Source organism: [Borrelia] finlandensis (genome assembly GCF_000181875.2).
Taxonomy (GTDB): domain Bacteria; phylum Spirochaetota; class Spirochaetia; order Borreliales; family Borreliaceae; genus Borreliella; species Borreliella finlandensis.
Map to the genome: position 1 here is coordinate 21,503 of NC_012234.1, position 16,381 is coordinate 37,883.

The following is a 16,381-nucleotide window of genomic DNA, read 5'->3' on the forward strand; positions in this document are numbered from 1 at the left end:
TCTATTTATGAAAAAGTTTGAAAATCATTTATTCTTCTATAGGTTTTATTTCTGATAGGGCAAATCTTTCTGAATTGTTTGTATTCCACCCTAGCCATTTGTCGTTTTTAAAAAGATAGTTTCCCGCAACACTGTATATTGGAATTATTGGATAATCATTTTCAATAATTATTTCTTCTATCTTTTTTAATATTTCTAATCTTAGTTTTTCATCCCCTTCAAGATCGGATTTTATTATAAGCTCATCAAGTTCAGGATTTGAATATCCGTAAGATGCAAAATGTGAGCTTTTAGTTTCAAATATATTAAAGAATGCCATGGGATCTAAATAATCTCCTTGCCAGGACCTTACTGAGATCTCATATTGACCTTTTAAAATATTTGATATGTGGTTGACCCATGTTTCAGGCTCAATTTCTACATCAATGTTTAAAACTTTTTTCCATTGGCTTTGAATAAAACTAGCAACTTCTTTTTCAAGGTCATTTTTATTGTATTTTATTGTAAGGGTTGGAAAATTTTTACCATCTGGATATCCAGCTTCGGCTAAGAGCTTTTCTGCTTTTCTCGGGTTGTATGGCTTAAGCTTTTTCCCATAATTATAGTTGTTAATATTAGGGCTTATTTTTCTTGTTGCTTTAAAGTTGTTGTCAAGAACTCTGTAAGCTAGAGTTTCTCTGTCAACCGCAAGAGCTAATGCTTCTCTTACTTTTACATTGTTAAGAGGTTTAACATTTGTGTTTAGCGAAAAAAACCCAATTTGATTAATGTCAGCTGAATAAAAATCTTCTCTTAAGATAAGCTCATTAATAAGGCTTAAGGGGATGTTATTAAAAATAGCATCTATTTCATTGTGCTCGTACATGCTGTAAATTCTGCGGGTGTCGTTTATAGTAACAAATATGAGCTCATTAATATCAACGCTTTTAGCATCATAGAATTTTTCATTCTTTTCAAGAGATATTTCTTCGTTTAAGATCCTTCTTTTTAGCTTGAAAGGACCGCTTGTAACCATGTTTTCTGAGCTTGTCCATTTGTTTCCAAACTTTTTAACAATGTGCGTAGGAATGGGGATAAATATTGGGTGTGTAAGCATGTCAAGAAAATATATTGCTGGGCGAGAGAGAGTTATTTCTAAAGTTTGCTCATTAATTACCTTTATTCCAACTTCATCTGCATTTAATTTTGTTTCGTAAAATTCTTGTGCATTTTTTATCTTTGATGTTAATAGGTTAATATTTGGCACATCAAGCTCATTTTCTAAGGCCATTATGTAGGAATCTCTAATGGTGCTTGCTGTTATTTTAATGCCGTCACTCCAATAAATGTCGTCTCTTAAATGGAATGTATAGCAGGTGTTGTCGTAAGAAATGTCCCAATTTTTTGCAAGTCCTGGCCTGTATCCACCCGTTTTGGGGTCACCCCTTAAAAGCCCCACAAATAGTTCGTTTATAATTAAATTACCTAGTCTGTCGCTGCAAAATTGTGGATCAAGCGATGTTGGTTCGTCTCCAATTCCAACACCAAAGACAATATCATCTTTTGGTTTAGACATTGCTGCACACGAGATTACAGTAGCAATGCCCAATATTAAAAGTTCTCTTTTTTTTATTATCATGTCCTTGTTAGCCTCCTTTATGCTCCTTTTTTATTACAAATATTCAATTTTTATTAGCAAATTATATTGCAATATTTTTGTAAAGTATTTTATTTCTGCTGCTGGGAATCCCAAAAGGCTTGTTGTTTTTTATTTAAAGGAGTTTAAAGCAAAAGGCTTTAACATACGCATTTTTTATTTTAAAACTACAAATAAGGCCTTAAGACCCTATTTGTAGTTTTAAAGAAGTTTTCAATGAATTGTTGATTTATAACATTAGACAAATATATATCCCTCTTTGTTTTTTTTCAAATAAAATTTTAACCTTTACTTGTATGTTAAGGCCTGTAAAGGAAATAAAAATTTAAGTTTTAATTTCTTTTTTTGTTCTTAAGGGATAAAAAGAATAATTCTAAAGAATAAAACAAAGAGATTGATTTTTCGTATGTCTTGATAATGCTAAAAAATGAACTATAATGACGACTTATTCTAGCGGAGGTTTTGATGCAAAGGATAAGTATTTTATTAATGTTATTGGCGGTGTTTTCTTGTAAGCAGTTTGGCGATGTTAAATCGCTTACAGAAATTGATTCTGGGAATGGCATCCCTCTTGTTGTTAGCGATGTAGTTAAGGATTTGATTCCCAAAGAGATTTCTTTAACCCCCGAGGAAGCTGAAAAGCTAGAGTCTTTAAAAGTCTTTTTAAAAGATGCAATGGACGTTAATGGTAGAGAAGAAAAATTAAAAGCTGAGTACGAAAAATCTTATAAAGAATTTTTTGATTGGCTTTCTAAGGATGTTAGCAGACAAAAAGAATTTATAAGTTCTTTTGACAATATTTCCAGCATTGTTTCTAAAGCAGTAGATGCAAGCAAAAAGCAAAGCACCGAGCAACAATCTTTAGGCTTTAAAGAATATGTTTGCTACAAAATTAAAAATAGCACTGGGGGGTATTTAAGTTTATTTTTCCAAAAGGTAGTTGATGCATTTGGTGTTGATCCTTACAAAAAAGATAATGACGAGAGTGTTCAAAAACCTGTAAAATGCAATGAAGAGATTTTTAAAGTAATTAAAAAAGTGTTTACTGAAAGCGAGAGTAACAACGAATTGAAAAATTTGAAAAATTGTGTAAATGTTTAAATTTGAGATATGATTTTTTAAAGACAAGTTCTAGTGAGAACTTGTCTTTTTCTTTTTTAAAAGACTTTTAAGTGTCTTTATTATGAGTGATGTCAATAACGTAAAGAGCAATTTACAAGATTTTAAATTTAATAATGTTAAATTTGCCAAGGAATTATCAACTCAAGTGATTAATTCTGCTTTAGAAGTAGAGACCAATTTAAATAAGGTTTTAAATGCAAATAATTTACATGATGCTCATTTAAAGGTCCAAAAATCAAAATCAAAACTTGTTTCTACGATCAATCTAGCCAAAAAGCTAAACAATCATCTACTTTTAGAATTTGATAAAATTTCTGATTTTGACATTCCCATAACATTTAGGATTGTTGACAAGATTTTAAAAGTATTTTATTGGACAATAGTCAATTTTGATTCTCACACAGTAAGTGAAATTGACTCAGTAGGGTTAAAAGAGATTGATTTTTTGCATAAAGATGAAGAAGGAATAAAATCAGCCGAAGAAGAGATTAATAGCATTGAAAATTTAAAGACAAGAGAATTTCTCCTTGGGCTACTTTTGGTTATTAAATCCACATTTCAAGCAAATAGAGCCCTAATAAAAGCAATTAGAGCATCCCTTTCAGCGACATCTTTTATTGCTCAACGGGGAATAGAAGGCAAGAAGACATTATTTTTTTATTTTTAGTTTAATTGGATTTTCTGCATTTCAATATTAAAAGGTAGAGAAACAGCTCTCTACCTTTTTAATATTTATTGGGATTGGATAAAGTATTAATTTAATTTTCTTTTTAATATCATTTTACAATGTCTATTTTTTTACAATGCGAGCAAAAGTAAGTAGAATATTTTGTAAGTTTTACTTATATTCTTTAATTAATATTAGCATAAATACTTTAAAACGTATTAGTTTTTTTATAAAATTTTAAATCAATTTTAAATTTTAATATTTACATTTTGAATATCAATATTATTTAATAATTAATATCAAATAATAATAATTTGCATAAAAAACTGTTTTTGATATAATAATGTATAATGATATTTAAAAAAATGATTAACGAATTTAAAATGGAAATAAAAAACAATAAATCCAAAATCAATCCTATTGATGTTTACAGATATTCAATTTTTTTTAGAAACTACATAGAAAGTACCGCAGAAGATGCACTTAAGAATGGAATTAATTTAAGCCTACTTGAAAAGTCTTGCTTGAAAGAAAGCAGCAAGTCTCTTTTGGGGTTAAAGGTGCAGTTAAAAGAAGCTCTTCTTGAAGCAATGATAAGCTACAGATTTAATGGAGCAGGTTATATTTTGGTAAAACCCAAAAGTGAAGATGAAGATTTAAGTAAAAAGGTTAACAGCGAATTACCCACAGGTTTTAAATATTTGGATTTTCAAAAAATTATTAACAAAAGAGATTCTAGTTACGTGGAGTACCTTTCTAGCTCAAAAGACCCGGATGGTTTTGAGAGAGCAAGGGTTGTAAAAATAGATAAAAGCAGAGTAATAATTTATGAAAATTATGATTATGTTTTAGGCGTGCAAGAACCTGCTTACACGCAAAGTTTGCTGCTTAACATTTGTCTTTTAGAACAAATTTATTTAGAAATAGAAAAAAGAATAAGAAATTATAATTTTTTGTTTTACAAAGACGAACATTTGGTGGGACTTGTTGAATCTTTAGAGATTGCAAAAGAAGAAATTAATGTTTTGGCAAACAGCAAAGGCAAAATATTTTCTACCTTTTTTAAAGCTCAAGAGCCAAACAAAAGTTTTCAAGCATTAAGTAGTGCCTCTGACGAGCTTAGCAGAGAGCTTAGCAAGATTAAAAACACTCTAAACAATGATGGAATTTTTTACACAGCATCAGAGAATGCGTGCCTAGAAGTAATAAAATATGATTTAGAGTTTTTAAAAGACGCATTTGAACTTGTTAAAGCAAAAATTGGCGCTGATACCAAAGAGCCTTTAACTAGAAGCTTCAATGAGCAAGTCAAAGGGCTTGGCAGCAGCGGCAAGGGAGACAAAAGTAATTATTATGATTATTTAAAAGGCGTTCAAGAATCTGTTGCTAATGCGTGCAATCTCAAGCTTAACAAATATTACAGATTAAATATGAAGTTTAATGAGCTTGAAGCTTTAAGCTATGAGCAAAGACTTCAAAAAGACAATTTGCTTCTTGATGTTTATTTTAAATATTTAGAGCTAATTAAAAATGAAAATCTAAGCGACAAGGCAAAAGAAAATTTAAAAGAACAATTAAGTTTGGTTATTTAAAAGGAGTAATTATGGAAAAAATGGCTTCAGGCACAGACGAAACCCAAGAAGATTTAAAAGAGTCTAAAAGTAAAAACAATGAAGTTTTAAGCGACTCTTTGGTTAATGAGTTTTTGGAATATAAAAATCTCAAAAGTGCAAGTAATAACTTAACTGGTAATTTTTCTCACAATGATTTAAGAGAATCTGTTGAGATAAATAAACTTGCAAATGATAATTTAAGTTTTGAGTATAATACAGAAAATCTTTTAGCAAAAGGGTATTCTTTTAAAGAGGTTGTAAAAGGACAAGCTGAAGAGCTTATTAGAAAGTATGTAAAATCATCTCAAATATTTGCGGTAGCTCAAACTTACAACCTTGAAGAGATTGACTCTTGTTTTCGGTCAATACTAATAAGGCTTGCAAAGACTAATATTGATCAGAACAAGAATTCAGAAAATTCATACAAAGTCATAAATTTTCAAAGAATAAAATCAGATCAAAAAAATAATTTAAGAGACAGAAATGTTTTTTTTAACACATATCATGATTTAAGAAAAGCAATGCTTAATCAGTGGGAAGAGATTAAGAATGAATTTTATTGTAATAAATTAGCTTAAATTTGTTTGAATTTTTGTAATTTAAGCTTTTAATGAAAAATTAAACAAAAAATTAATTTAAAAAAGGAGATTATTAATGAGCGATTCAATTGATTTTAAAAAAGAGATAGAAAAACTAAAAGCATCAAAAGTAGAACTTGAGAGCCAGCTTGAAAGTTTAAAGAAAAATCAAGCTCAAAAAATTGTTTTAGACAAACTGCAAAGCGTTAATGCTAGCAGTTACCCGGTATTTGAGAGCCACAAATTTCAAGACGAAGGGCTTTATTTTGCTCAAAAAGGCGGACTTAAAAGCTGTCCTGCTGATAAGTTTGAAAATTACCAGGCTTTAGATTTTTGCTACAAATACGGGGTTAAGCTTGTTGTTAGCGGTTCAAATTTGCAAATAGCAAAAGGCGGTGGTAGTGATCTTTATGGAATTTGTGTGGACTTTGACGATTTTTCAAGAACCGGCACGGTTGTTCCAATCACTTGTAGTTTTGAATGTGTTTTGATTACTAAAGACAAAACCATCAAAGCAGAAGACAAATTAATAATAAACAGCGAAGGGGTTTTAGAAAAATCTAACAAGAATGCATCTGTTATTCACGCTTTAGCATTAGGTCCTGCTTTAGAATTTAAAGACAGAAGAGATGTTTATGGTGTTAGAGTTCTTTTTTTAGTCAAGCAAATAAAAGATTCAATTTAAAATAGGAGAATTTAAAATAGGAGAATTTGAATGGATGAGAGCATATTAAATAACGACGAGTATGTAAACACAGTAAGGGATGTTTTGGTTAAAGAGTGTCCAATCCCAGAATATTATCATTTTCTAGATTCACAGCAAATACAAAGTAGCAATATTTCCCTTGGAAGCGACAGAATTATTAAGTGGTATTCTAATTTAACAGACATTCCCACATTAAAGGTTAATGATTTTAACACAGTCTCAACAATAAAGTTCCAAAGACAAATAGTAAAAATTAACTATTTGCCTTTTCAGTATGCATTTACCTACTATGCACCAGATGGAAAAGTTAGCGTAGAGGCAAACACAAATATTAACATGAGAGAAGGGCTTTTAGGAGCAATAATTGAGATACAAAAGTTAATGAGTGCGCACTATTTAAGAGGTGGACTTACATTCTCAAGAGACAGTAAAAGAACTCTGCTTGTTGATGAGTCTAACAATGAAACTATGTACGGACTTTTGAATCTTCCAAATCAAATAGATAAAACAGTTAAACAGACAAACATATTAGATCAAATAAAATCAATAAATGATGATCTTTCAAAAATTAATTTAGAAGATGAGAGAAAAGTGCCTTTTAAAATACTTACAACCAGTAAAATCAAAGGCCGCCTACTTGAAAGACTTCCAAACAACAATTATTCATACAAAGACATGCTTTTTGATTTTATAAGCGCAATTAATAATGATGCAGATATTGAGCTTGAGACTACAAATTTACTAGATGATGAAATTTTAATATATCCAAGAAGTAGCAAACTACTGCTTTTAAAAGACGGGCATCAGCCGATATTAAATTCATACACAGAAGTTTCAAGTAGTAATTTTAGAACAAGTTTTCTTGACTTTTCTATTGGAACAATTTTGGCAACAAAAAATTCAATCCTTAGAATAAAATTGAGCTAAAAAATGAATGACAGTAAATTAGATACCAATCAGGCCTTAAGTGCAAATTTAAAAACTCTAAAGAGTAATAATTCAGAATCACTGCAAAGAGTGTATGAGCAAATACTTAAGCTTTTAATGCTTGATTTTAAAGATCTAAGTATCAAAGAATTTTTTTTATATTTAAATTTACTTGAAAATATTTTAATTCTCAAGAGAATAAGAATTGAAAGTTTAAATGATTCTACAATGTTTGTTTTAATTTATTATTTTATTGGCTGCGAGCTAAAAAGACGAAACAGATTAAAGGGTTTTAATTTAAATAACATCAAGTCTGAAAAATTTAAAGAGATATCATTGGAATATTTTCCCACAAATCTTGACAGCAGCAGCTGTGGGGGCGATTTTTGCAAATGCTTGGATGATTTAATAAAAGATTTAAGAGCAAAAGGCTCTCTAATAGGAGTAGTTAAATGAAATCTTTAGAGATGATTAATATTGGCTTAAGTAATATTATAAGTATATATTCACAAGAACTTTTTTTCTGTAAATTCAGAGTAATCAAAGATCCAATAAATGCATCTTATGAAACTAGATTTAAAAGTTCTGATACTGTTGTTTTTAAAGGAATGTTTTTGTTAATTAATCCAGAAGAAGTAGTTGAGATTGAAGGTGTAAATATTTTTGATCAAAATAGTTACGCTAAGGTGTATACTCTTGAGAATTTGGAATTTGAGTACGGAGATTTGGTTAAGATTTTTGATGATGTTTATTCGATCTTGGGGGTTCAAAAAAGCTACAAAGAAGGTCTTAGCTATAATACTCTGGTTTTAAGGAGCTCTTGTTGAGTGTAAAGATTAAATTTAAAGACATTTCTTTTAATGCAGAAAATAGCATTAATATCAAATCCGAAGAAATTAAAAAAGAGCTTAATTTCAAACTAGCAAAGGTTGCTTACAAAGAGTTTTGTTCTAATATTTTTTCAAACAAAGAAATAAAAATAGCTTTTAGAAAATCTATTCAAAAAGGACTTATTGAAATAAAAGATCAATTTAGAGTTTTTTGTAAAAATTATTCACTTATCAGGCAAAAAGACCTAAGTCCAAAAAGAGCTTTTAAGGCCAAAGAGGCTAATAAAAGCATTGAAAACCCCAGGATCTTAAAAGCAAAAGAAGGGGACAATCATGATTATAGGACTAAATGAATCTGTACAGTTTTTAATAAAAATACTTACAAATTTTAAAAAATATTTATATCTTAAAGAAATAGAATTAGAAATTTTAAACACTTACAACCACCCATATTTGGAAAAGTTTGCTACAAATACTAGCAATTTGCTTGTATTAAAAAGTGAGTCTTTCGAAGGTCTTACCCCCAGAAATCTAAGGGGTAGTAATTCTTGTAAAGAGTTTAATGAATTTAGATTAAGGTTTTCGCTTTATTTTTTAAGTTTTGTTTTATTTAAAGCTTACAGAGATTCTTATGAGAACATTTGCAAAGTGTATGAACACTTTTTGGAATTTTTGCACGAGCATAGATTTAGGTTTGAGTTTACAAAAGAGCTTGAAGGCGATTCTTATTTGCTTTTAACTTATTATCTTTGCTCGATTAGCAATTTAAATAATGATGGGCTTCTTGGTGTTTCTAATATGCACGCCAATATGTGTTTTAGTTTTAATCAGATTTTTGTTGCAAATATACAGGTTTTAAAACAAGAGAGATAAATTTTTTTGAAAAAATAGAAATAAATAGAAATAAATTAAAAAACAATTAAAAAAAAGAAATTTAAAAAGGAGTATAAATGCCAAAAGATACAATAAGCGTTAGTTTGGTGCAAAACAGACTAGCTTTCAATAATGTTAATTATTACAATCCGCTTTTAATCTACAAAAGCAATGTTTTAGCAAGTAAACACTTAGCATTAAGTGTTACAAATTTACAAGATCTTCTTGAAAAACTTGAGATGCAAAAGGCCCAAGAGTCTGATTCTTCCAAGAAGAAAATAGCAGAAGAGCAGCTGAGCGCTTTAAAAAAATCAATGAGCGATTTTTTTGGGCAAGGCGGGCTTAAGTCTGTTGATTTTTATGTTTACAACCAGATTAAAGAGATTAAAGATTTTTTAAAATCCAATTTACATCCGTTTGTAGTTTTTGTAAATCAATCAGAAGATGTTATTAGTAGTGATTTTGAAGAGATTAGAAAAATTTGCAATTTTATTGTAATTTCTACTAAAGATGCCAATTTGCCTGATTTTTTAAAAGGCAAAGACAAAAGTGAGCTTAAAAATATTATTGCTGTTTACGCCGGCAAGCAAAATTTGCACCTTAAGTTTACAGCAATGTATTTGCATCAAGCAAGTATTTTTCACGCTGTTAATCCTTATGGGATGATTTTAAACGCTGTTCCTATTTATGATGATTCTCTTATTGATTCTCTTAGAAAGACCAATATTAATTTTTACTCTCTTTTGAATGAAACCGGCAATGACGGCATTTTAGCTTTCAAAGAAGGGGTTAGTCTCTCAGGCGATCCGATTGATGAGACTTTTACGCTTTTTTACATTAAAAATGAAGCAATCAAAGAGCTTATTAGAATTTGGAATAAAAACAATAGAGCTAACAGTAAGCTTGGTTCTTTAAATTTGGACGGCAATTTGCCAAACGAATACACAGCAGGGCTTGAATGTTTTTTCCATGAACTTAAACAAAGGGGTCTTATTGTCTCTTACAAGGAGATTAAACTTAAAATTAACTCTTCTGAGGGCTTAAGCTTAAGCTTAGAGGTTGCGCTTAAGTACAATGACAGCTTTAATGGTGTTAATTTAATAATAACAACACAAGAGATAAACGAATATTTAAGGAGAGCATCATAATGAGAGAATATTATTCACTTGATTTAATATTTTTTAGCTTTAATGACAATTTAATAGACACAGGCACTCTTGAGTACAGCACAGAGCCCAATGTAATGGCTAAAGCAAGCACAGAAGACAGAAATTTTCCAATTCCAAGCTTTAGAGATCCAAGAACCGTTGTTCATATTTTTGATTTAGAAGTAAGCAAAGGGTCTCTTGATTACAAGCTCTTAACAAAGCTAAGCAACGAGCAATTTTACGAGAATGTACCAAAATCTAAAAAGTTAAAAAGATTGGTGTTTAACGATCAAATGGGACTTAAAATTATTTCAAATAGTGCTTTTTTTGCCGAAATTCCAACTAGAAAGTATTCAGCCGATAATGATACTGTTAAGTTTACAATTCATGCAATCAATTGTGATGTTGAGAAAGCAAGTTAAAAGCGTTAAAAGCAAATTTAAAAGGATAAGAATTAAAAATGAGATACAAGTTAAAAATATTAACCAGAGCCAAAACACATACATACGTTTTAAAAGATATTCCCATGTACGATTGGGACAGCGTTTTAGGATTTGACGTTGAAAGAGATGAGCTTATTAGCAAGCTTAATGATCTGCGAACATTAAAAGAAATAACCAAATTAATGATCTCAAGGGGTTTTTTAGATGAATTTTACGGAATTTTAAACAAAGAGAGAAGATATTCTGAGCTTTACAAGTACGCTCTTCCCACAATTCTTTTTTCAGTTCAGTATTCACTTTTTGAAACAATTGAAGGTTTTAAAAAGCCCGGGTTGGTTTACATTGAAAGTTTTCAAGATAAAAACGGCGACTACATTAAGTATGACTACATTAATGAGCGTTGGAGTTATGATTTAATCACAAACAGCAAGCCTTCAGACTTAAACCAAGAAGATTCTTTAGAGTCTGGTTTTGAGTCTTTGTTGCAAGAAGGTAGCAATGAATAAGCAAGAGATTGCGACTAGTTATTTTAAATACATAGACTATTTGACAAGAGAAACTAATAAGTATTATTTTCCTGTTGTAATGGGCATTTGTACATACAAAGATGTTAAAAAAATGGGCTACAAAGAGCTTGTAGAGGTTAACCGAGTAGCCAATTTAAAGCTTAACAAGGAAATATACGAGAGGTTTTTGTCTTTTAGTAGCGTGTTTTAAAGGTTTTTATGTACGAAGAAAACAATAATGAGAATAAATTCACAATTACATTAGAAGGCGTTCTTGACAGAAATGCCACAAAGAGTAATTTAAAAAAAGAGTTTTTAAGTCTAAAAAGGGAAAATTTTTTCAGTCAGGGTTTTGGTGGTTTGGGTGGAAAAGGTGGTAAGGATTTTTTGTCCTTAAGCCTTGAAAAACTTGAAAGTTTGAAAAGACCCAAAAGTGATAATTCTAAAAAATCAGCAAGTTTTAAATCTTTAAATGTTTTAGGCAAAATTGATTCTTTTAAGGATTTTCTAGGTCTTGATTTTCAGAAAAACAATCCAAAAAGCGTTTTAAAAGATTTGGATTTAGACTTAGATTTAAAAGACAAAATCGCTTTGCCTGATGGGCACTTAAATAAGAATAAAAGTAGTCTAAGCTCTTATTTAAAGCCAGAAGTAGATAAATTGGATCTTGGCTCTCCCCAGCATTCATATTTTAAAACTGAAAATATTAAAAACACTTTTAAGCAGAATTTTGTTAATAATTCTGGTGAAGCTCAAACTAATCTACCAAAAGACTTTAGATTAAATTCCAATTTTAACAAGACTTTCCCTTTTGGGGATTTGCAAGAACCATTAGGCATAAAAAATGCAAACAGCCAGATTGTTTGGAAAAATTTAATGTCTTTTAGAGATCTTTTTAAAGACTCAAGCCTTGTAGATTTTTTTAATATAAAAAATGGTTTTAATGATTTAAATTTGCCTTTAGAAGAATTTAAAAATTTAAAAGACAAAAAGACTGCTCTAAGTCTTGAAAATTTGGTTTTCAAAGATGATCAAAAAGAAAGTGCAAATAAAATACTAAAAAGAAAAAGATCTTTTGAAACAGAGCTTGAGAGAAATGATTTTTTAAGAAAACTTTACATTCTTCAAAGTTCACAAAATTCAAATCCAGATTCAAATTTAAATTCAAATTCAAATGATTTCTCTTTTATGGTTGAGCTTGCACAGAAATTAAAAAACGAAGGGCATGCCAAAAATGATTCAAAAGCAATTAGCTTGGTAAGTGATTTTCTAAGGAGTGAGAATAATTTAGAAAAAGTTTTAAGTTTTCAAATGCCAACAATGTCTTTAAAGAGTCCGGGGCAGCCTGAAGTTTTAAATAGCAAGATAATAAGAACTGCCTTTGAGCCTGGATTAGACTCAATTTTGGAAAAAACTTTAGAACTTTTGGAGTGGGCTAAAAATTACGATTTTACAAGCAGTGTGCTGGACCCATTAAGAAATACTTTTTCAAATCTTGGTAGTATTTTGGCGCAAGCTTTTGAAAGTTTGCCTTTGGTTGAGCACATGACAAATTTGCTAAATAATGCTAGTGAATTAAATTCAAGAGGAATTGATGATGATTCTAGAATGCCTTAAGTGCAAAAGAGGTTTTAAGTGATTAAAGAGCAAGCTAGTAAGTTAATAAAAGAGATTGTAAATCAAATCTCAAGTTTAGCAAGCATTTCTAATTTTGTTTTACTTTTTCCAAGGCTTGATTTTAAAGGCCTTGGGTACATTCCCCAACTATTTTTTATTTTTGTAAAGCACGATCTAATAGAAGAAAATCTCTCAAGCGTAAGCTCGGACCGCGCGGTAATTGATTTTACAAATACAAAAAGTGAATATGTAAACTTTAACATTACTCCAAGGCCTGAGATTGTAACAATTAATAAAGGGATTTTGTCATCTATTTATGACCAAACTTTGATAAGAGCTTTAAGAGAAACTCCTTTTATGAATAGTGCTTTGGAATTTAATAGTAATTTTATAAAAATGCAATTCAGACAAAGGTTTAATCTGGGGGTTTATTACAGTATGTACAGCCCTTCGGTGGGGTTTCACGAGGTTGTAAGCATTAGTTCGTTAAAGCTTAAAGACACAGTTTATCTAGAGGAGGTGGAAATTAGTTTGCAAGTAAAAATTTGCAAAACGTTTAATATTTTGACCTATAAAGGTTAAAATATTAATTAAAAACATCTAAATATTAGGAGAATATTAATGATAAAATTTAAACTTATTTTAATATTTTTTTTATTTATTGTTTCAACGACATATGCAAGTGTGGCAAGACCATTTGATTTTAGAAAATGGAATTTCAAAAAAGACATAGATTTGGCATATGTATTAATGCATGACCTTGACAATGGGATTTTAATTAAATCTCAAGATAAAGCTGGCAGCATCAAAAGTCAAGAAGTGCTTACTAAGCTTAATGCACTGAATGCCTATTGTAATAATTTGCAAAGGATAATAAAAGCAAGGCTTGTTAGGGGGAGATTCCAAAAAGAGGTGGAATTACCACTACTTAAGATTATTAGAAAATATAAATATTTAACAAGAAATTATAAAAACAAAAATCTTATTGAAAATCCGGAATATACGAAACTTATTGCAGAGAGAATTATTGAAAAAGCTCTTTTTCTGGAAAACTATTTTCAATCCAATAGGCTTAAGAATGTAAAATCTGGTGAAAATATTAAAAAAAGAATATCTGATAATCAGAGCAAACTGAAGTCTTTAAGGAGTAAGCCTAACAAATCTGTTGGTTCAAAGTTTTCAAAAAACTCAAGACCTTCCAAAAGACCACAAGGTGTAAAAAAATGCAACAAAAGACAAATCTTAGATAAGTATTATCTTAACGGTGCAGAAAGTGAATTTTTAGATGATCCAAGCCAAGAATCAGACGAGCTAGAAAGAGAGTACCAAGATGATGAGCTAGAAAGCGAAGATCCAGATGAGCGGGAAAGCAGAGACGATGCATTTAATGAAGATCAGAGTGAAGATGAGTTTTTGGATTCTCTTGAAGATCAATTTAGCTAAATTTTTGAATTTGAATATTTTTTTGATTTGCTTTGGAAGTTTTTAATCTTTTAAGTTTAATTTTTTAGGCTTTAAAGCCAGAATAATTTTTATTTGGAGAATATTAATGAGACAATTAATTTTAATTTCTTTTTTATTTTTAAGTTTTAATTTATATTCTTATGATCTTCAAGATGACGAAGAGATTGTAGTCAAGTTTTTATACGAAGAAGTAAAAATTAGTGGCAATTTAAACGAAGATCATTCTGTTTCTTCTGTTGAAGGGTTAATACAAAATGCAATCAATAAAATAGGACCTGAGAATATTTTAAACATTGAGCATAGCATAACTTTTAATGGTTTGTCTGTAATGGTGATCTATAAAGCCAAAAAGCAAAGGTAGCAAGGCATTTGCAAGTTTAAGTTAGGTTGGTAGCATTTGTGAGAAAAGTTTGTACAATTTTTATTTTATTTTTTTGTTTGTCTTTCAATTTGCATTCCTATGCTGTTGAGAATGGTGCAGTTATTAAGGTTAAAATTTTCAATTTTAAACTAAATCAGCAGAGATCTTTTGAGGAATTAGAGAGAGATTTAAGACTTTTTATTCAAAAGATAGGCTCAAAAAATGTGTTAGACATTAATCATAAGATTTTGTTCACCGGGGTAGAAGTTGTAGTGATGGTGATTTACAAATCAAATAAGGAGTAAAAAATTAAATTTTGCTTTTAGGCTGATTTGTTAAGAATTTAATCAATAATTTAATATTGATTTAAAAGGAGTTTTATTTAAAAAAGATGTTAATATTTCAGTACGATTTTAAGATTGAATTTTACAATGCAGTTAATTCTAAGAATAGCATTGGCGGCAGGCTTTCAGGCCTTAGGCCCAGAGTTGTTATTACCACTCAAAATGGTGCTCCTGATTTAAATATTTTTATTCAAAATACATATTCTGAGAATAATTTAATAACTAGTAAAAAGGCCAAACTTCAAATTTTTAATGTGCCTTTAGATTTTTCTGATTTTAAAACTGCAGACATTGTAAAAATTTATTATAAAAAGTTTTCAGATCAGCAAGATTACCAATTTATTATGGCTGGGTATTTGGGAGCGCCTGTTGAGAGAATTGGTGGGGCTGAGAATTTTAGTTTTGAGTGTGAATTGTATCTTTTGTCCAGAGCGACCTTTTTAGAGAGAAAATTTGAGTATAAGAATTTCAAAGACAGCACTATTGCTGATGCAATAAATTATGTGTTTAAGGACAAAGCAATTTTTTTTATGAATGAGCTTGAAAAAACAAAAGTGATCAAAGAGAGCTTTGCTTGTAACTCGCCAAAAGGATTAATAGAATACCTAAGGCGGCAAGGATACGTTGACGCTGTAATTGTTGATATTGGAAATCCTGGGCAAGATGTTGATTTAAAATTTATTTTCATGAATTTTGGACAGTTTGGTTCTGCTGAGTGCAAAAGACTTAAAGATTATGGGCTTTTGTTTGTACCTCAAAAGGATGCTTTAGGTTTTAAGTCTGGTTTAAGTTTGTATCAAGCGCAAGTGATGTTTACTCACAACATTAAGATTGCAGATAATCTAAGCTTTAAAGACAGATATGGAAATACTCTCGAATGCAAGGTTAAAAACACCAGTGCCAGATTAAGCAGTACCAGAGAGTGTGTTTTAAACCTAGAGCTTTACTCTGATAAAGGGGGAATGTATTATGCAAAATAATGATTTTCGCGCAGGGTCAGGCAGCCTAAAAGGTTCTTCTACTGGTGTGTTAAAGCAATTTCTTTTTGAAAATGTTTTTATTTGTAGAATAGGTGTTATTAAAAGTTTTGACTTTGAAACTCAAAAGGGCGTTGTTACTATTAAAGAGTACGAAGGGCTAGAGATTAGTACTTGTAGTATATCTAACTTTAATTTTGATTTAGCAGCAGAAGATGAGGTAATTTTACTTCAAAGTAATTTTAATATTTTCCAAGAAAGTGATAATAATCATTTTGATAAAAATTATTTCTACATTTTAAGTGTTCTTAATCCTAAAAAAATTGGCATTAAGCTTGATAAGTTTGAATTGAGCGTGCAAGAGCTTGGTGCGCAAAGTGAGAATATAAAATTTAAAGCAAAAAAATTGATCATTGATGTGGATAATATTGAAATTAAAGGCAATTTAAAGATTAATGGAACTAAGTTTGAAAATCATATGCACAGTTCTGGTACTCTAACTTATGTTAATAGTAGTGGTGCGCCAACAACTACAACCGGAAAAACAGGCCCGATTGCTTAAAATAGTT

At 29.9% G+C, this 16,381-nt stretch carries 22 protein-coding genes; 21 read left to right on the plus strand and 1 reads right to left on the minus strand.

Annotation, left to right across the window (positions count from 1 at the left end):
* Positions 1–28: 28 nt before the first annotated feature.
* Positions 29–1,618, minus strand: a complete 1,590-nt coding sequence (locus BSV1_RS06035; RefSeq protein WP_012672300.1) for a peptide ABC transporter substrate-binding protein — start codon at positions 1,616–1,618, stop codon at positions 29–31.
* A 483-nt stretch (positions 1,619–2,101) separates the two neighbouring features.
* On the opposite strand from BSV1_RS06035, the gene BSV1_RS06045 reads away from it, so the two are divergent.
* From BSV1_RS06045 to BSV1_RS06145, 21 genes are all read left to right on the plus strand, one after another.
* Positions 2,102–2,737: a hypothetical protein gene (locus BSV1_RS06045; protein ID WP_039949793.1), complete on the plus strand. Its 636-nt coding sequence runs from the start codon at positions 2,102–2,104 to the stop codon at positions 2,735–2,737.
* Between the two features lie 82 nt (positions 2,738–2,819).
* A complete protein-coding gene (locus BSV1_RS06050) occupies positions 2,820–3,425 on the plus strand; it encodes a hypothetical protein (RefSeq protein ID WP_012672338.1) in 606 nt (201 codons plus the stop codon).
* Positions 3,426–3,775: 350 nt separating this feature from the next.
* Positions 3,776–5,017, plus strand: coding sequence for a phage portal protein (locus tag BSV1_RS06055; RefSeq protein WP_245532231.1), 1,242 nt, complete (start codon positions 3,776–3,778; stop codon positions 5,015–5,017).
* An 11-nt stretch (positions 5,018–5,028) separates the two neighbouring features.
* A complete protein-coding gene (locus BSV1_RS06060; RefSeq protein ID WP_012672327.1) occupies positions 5,029–5,616 on the plus strand; it encodes a DUF1357 family protein in 588 nt (195 codons plus the stop codon).
* A 76-nt stretch (positions 5,617–5,692) separates the two neighbouring features.
* Positions 5,693–6,301, plus strand: coding sequence for a DUF228 domain-containing protein (locus tag BSV1_RS06065; RefSeq protein ID WP_012672291.1), 609 nt, complete (start codon positions 5,693–5,695; stop codon positions 6,299–6,301).
* 30 nt (positions 6,302–6,331) lie between these two features.
* A complete protein-coding gene (locus tag BSV1_RS06070; protein ID WP_012672393.1) occupies positions 6,332–7,249 on the plus strand; it encodes a hypothetical protein in 918 nt (305 codons plus the stop codon).
* Positions 7,250–7,252: 3 nt separating this feature from the next.
* Positions 7,253–7,705, plus strand: a complete 453-nt coding sequence (locus BSV1_RS06075) for a DUF3890 domain-containing protein (RefSeq protein WP_012672368.1) — start codon at positions 7,253–7,255, stop codon at positions 7,703–7,705.
* On the plus strand, positions 7,702–8,076 hold the full coding sequence (locus BSV1_RS06080) for a DUF1506 family protein (protein ID WP_012672348.1): 375 nt from the start codon (positions 7,702–7,704) through the stop codon (positions 8,074–8,076). Before BSV1_RS06075 ends, BSV1_RS06080 begins: the two co-directional genes overlap by 4 nt.
* The gene (locus BSV1_RS06085; RefSeq protein WP_012672314.1) at positions 8,073–8,432 is read left to right on the plus strand and encodes a hypothetical protein; all 360 of its coding nucleotides are present in this window, start codon (positions 8,073–8,075) and stop codon (positions 8,430–8,432) included. The genes BSV1_RS06080 and BSV1_RS06085 overlap by 4 nt, the downstream gene beginning before the upstream one ends.
* Positions 8,413–8,952: a DUF764 family protein gene (locus tag BSV1_RS06090; RefSeq protein WP_012672369.1), complete on the plus strand. Its 540-nt coding sequence runs from the start codon at positions 8,413–8,415 to the stop codon at positions 8,950–8,952. Before BSV1_RS06085 ends, BSV1_RS06090 begins: the two co-directional genes overlap by 20 nt.
* A gap of 77 nt (positions 8,953–9,029) precedes the next feature.
* Positions 9,030–10,100, plus strand: a complete 1,071-nt coding sequence (locus BSV1_RS06095) for a DUF787 family protein (protein ID WP_012672294.1) — start codon at positions 9,030–9,032, stop codon at positions 10,098–10,100.
* Positions 10,100–10,522, plus strand: a complete 423-nt coding sequence (locus tag BSV1_RS06100) for a DUF1463 domain-containing protein (RefSeq protein ID WP_010257097.1) — start codon at positions 10,100–10,102, stop codon at positions 10,520–10,522. The genes BSV1_RS06095 and BSV1_RS06100 overlap by 1 nt, the downstream gene beginning before the upstream one ends.
* A gap of 38 nt (positions 10,523–10,560) precedes the next feature.
* Positions 10,561–11,049 (plus strand): DUF1473 family protein, encoded by a 489-nt coding sequence (locus BSV1_RS06105; protein WP_012672331.1) that lies wholly within the window; start codon positions 10,561–10,563, stop codon positions 11,047–11,049.
* Entirely contained in the window at positions 11,042–11,260 is a 219-nt protein-coding gene (locus tag BSV1_RS06110; protein ID WP_010257105.1) for a DUF1322 family protein, read from the plus strand. The genes BSV1_RS06105 and BSV1_RS06110 overlap by 8 nt, the downstream gene beginning before the upstream one ends.
* An 8-nt stretch (positions 11,261–11,268) precedes the next feature.
* On the plus strand, positions 11,269–12,666 hold the full coding sequence (locus BSV1_RS06115) for a hypothetical protein (protein ID WP_012672323.1): 1,398 nt from the start codon (positions 11,269–11,271) through the stop codon (positions 12,664–12,666).
* 18 nt (positions 12,667–12,684) lie between these two features.
* Entirely contained in the window at positions 12,685–13,248 is a 564-nt protein-coding gene (locus tag BSV1_RS06120) for a DUF792 family protein (protein ID WP_010257109.1), read from the plus strand.
* 39 nt (positions 13,249–13,287) lie between these two features.
* The gene (locus tag BSV1_RS06125; protein ID WP_012672384.1) at positions 13,288–14,109 is read left to right on the plus strand and encodes a hypothetical protein; all 822 of its coding nucleotides are present in this window, start codon (positions 13,288–13,290) and stop codon (positions 14,107–14,109) included.
* A 106-nt stretch (positions 14,110–14,215) separates the two neighbouring features.
* Positions 14,216–14,491, plus strand: a complete 276-nt coding sequence (locus tag BSV1_RS06130; protein ID WP_012672391.1) for a hypothetical protein — start codon at positions 14,216–14,218, stop codon at positions 14,489–14,491.
* A gap of 38 nt (positions 14,492–14,529) precedes the next feature.
* On the plus strand, positions 14,530–14,796 hold the full coding sequence (locus BSV1_RS06135; protein WP_039949799.1) for a hypothetical protein: 267 nt from the start codon (positions 14,530–14,532) through the stop codon (positions 14,794–14,796).
* An 86-nt stretch (positions 14,797–14,882) separates the two neighbouring features.
* Positions 14,883–15,815, plus strand: coding sequence for a DUF693 family protein (locus tag BSV1_RS06140; RefSeq protein WP_012672295.1), 933 nt, complete (start codon positions 14,883–14,885; stop codon positions 15,813–15,815).
* A complete protein-coding gene (locus BSV1_RS06145; protein ID WP_012672285.1) occupies positions 15,805–16,374 on the plus strand; it encodes a DUF777 family protein in 570 nt (189 codons plus the stop codon). The genes BSV1_RS06140 and BSV1_RS06145 overlap by 11 nt, the downstream gene beginning before the upstream one ends.
* Positions 16,375–16,381 lie beyond the last annotated feature (7 nt).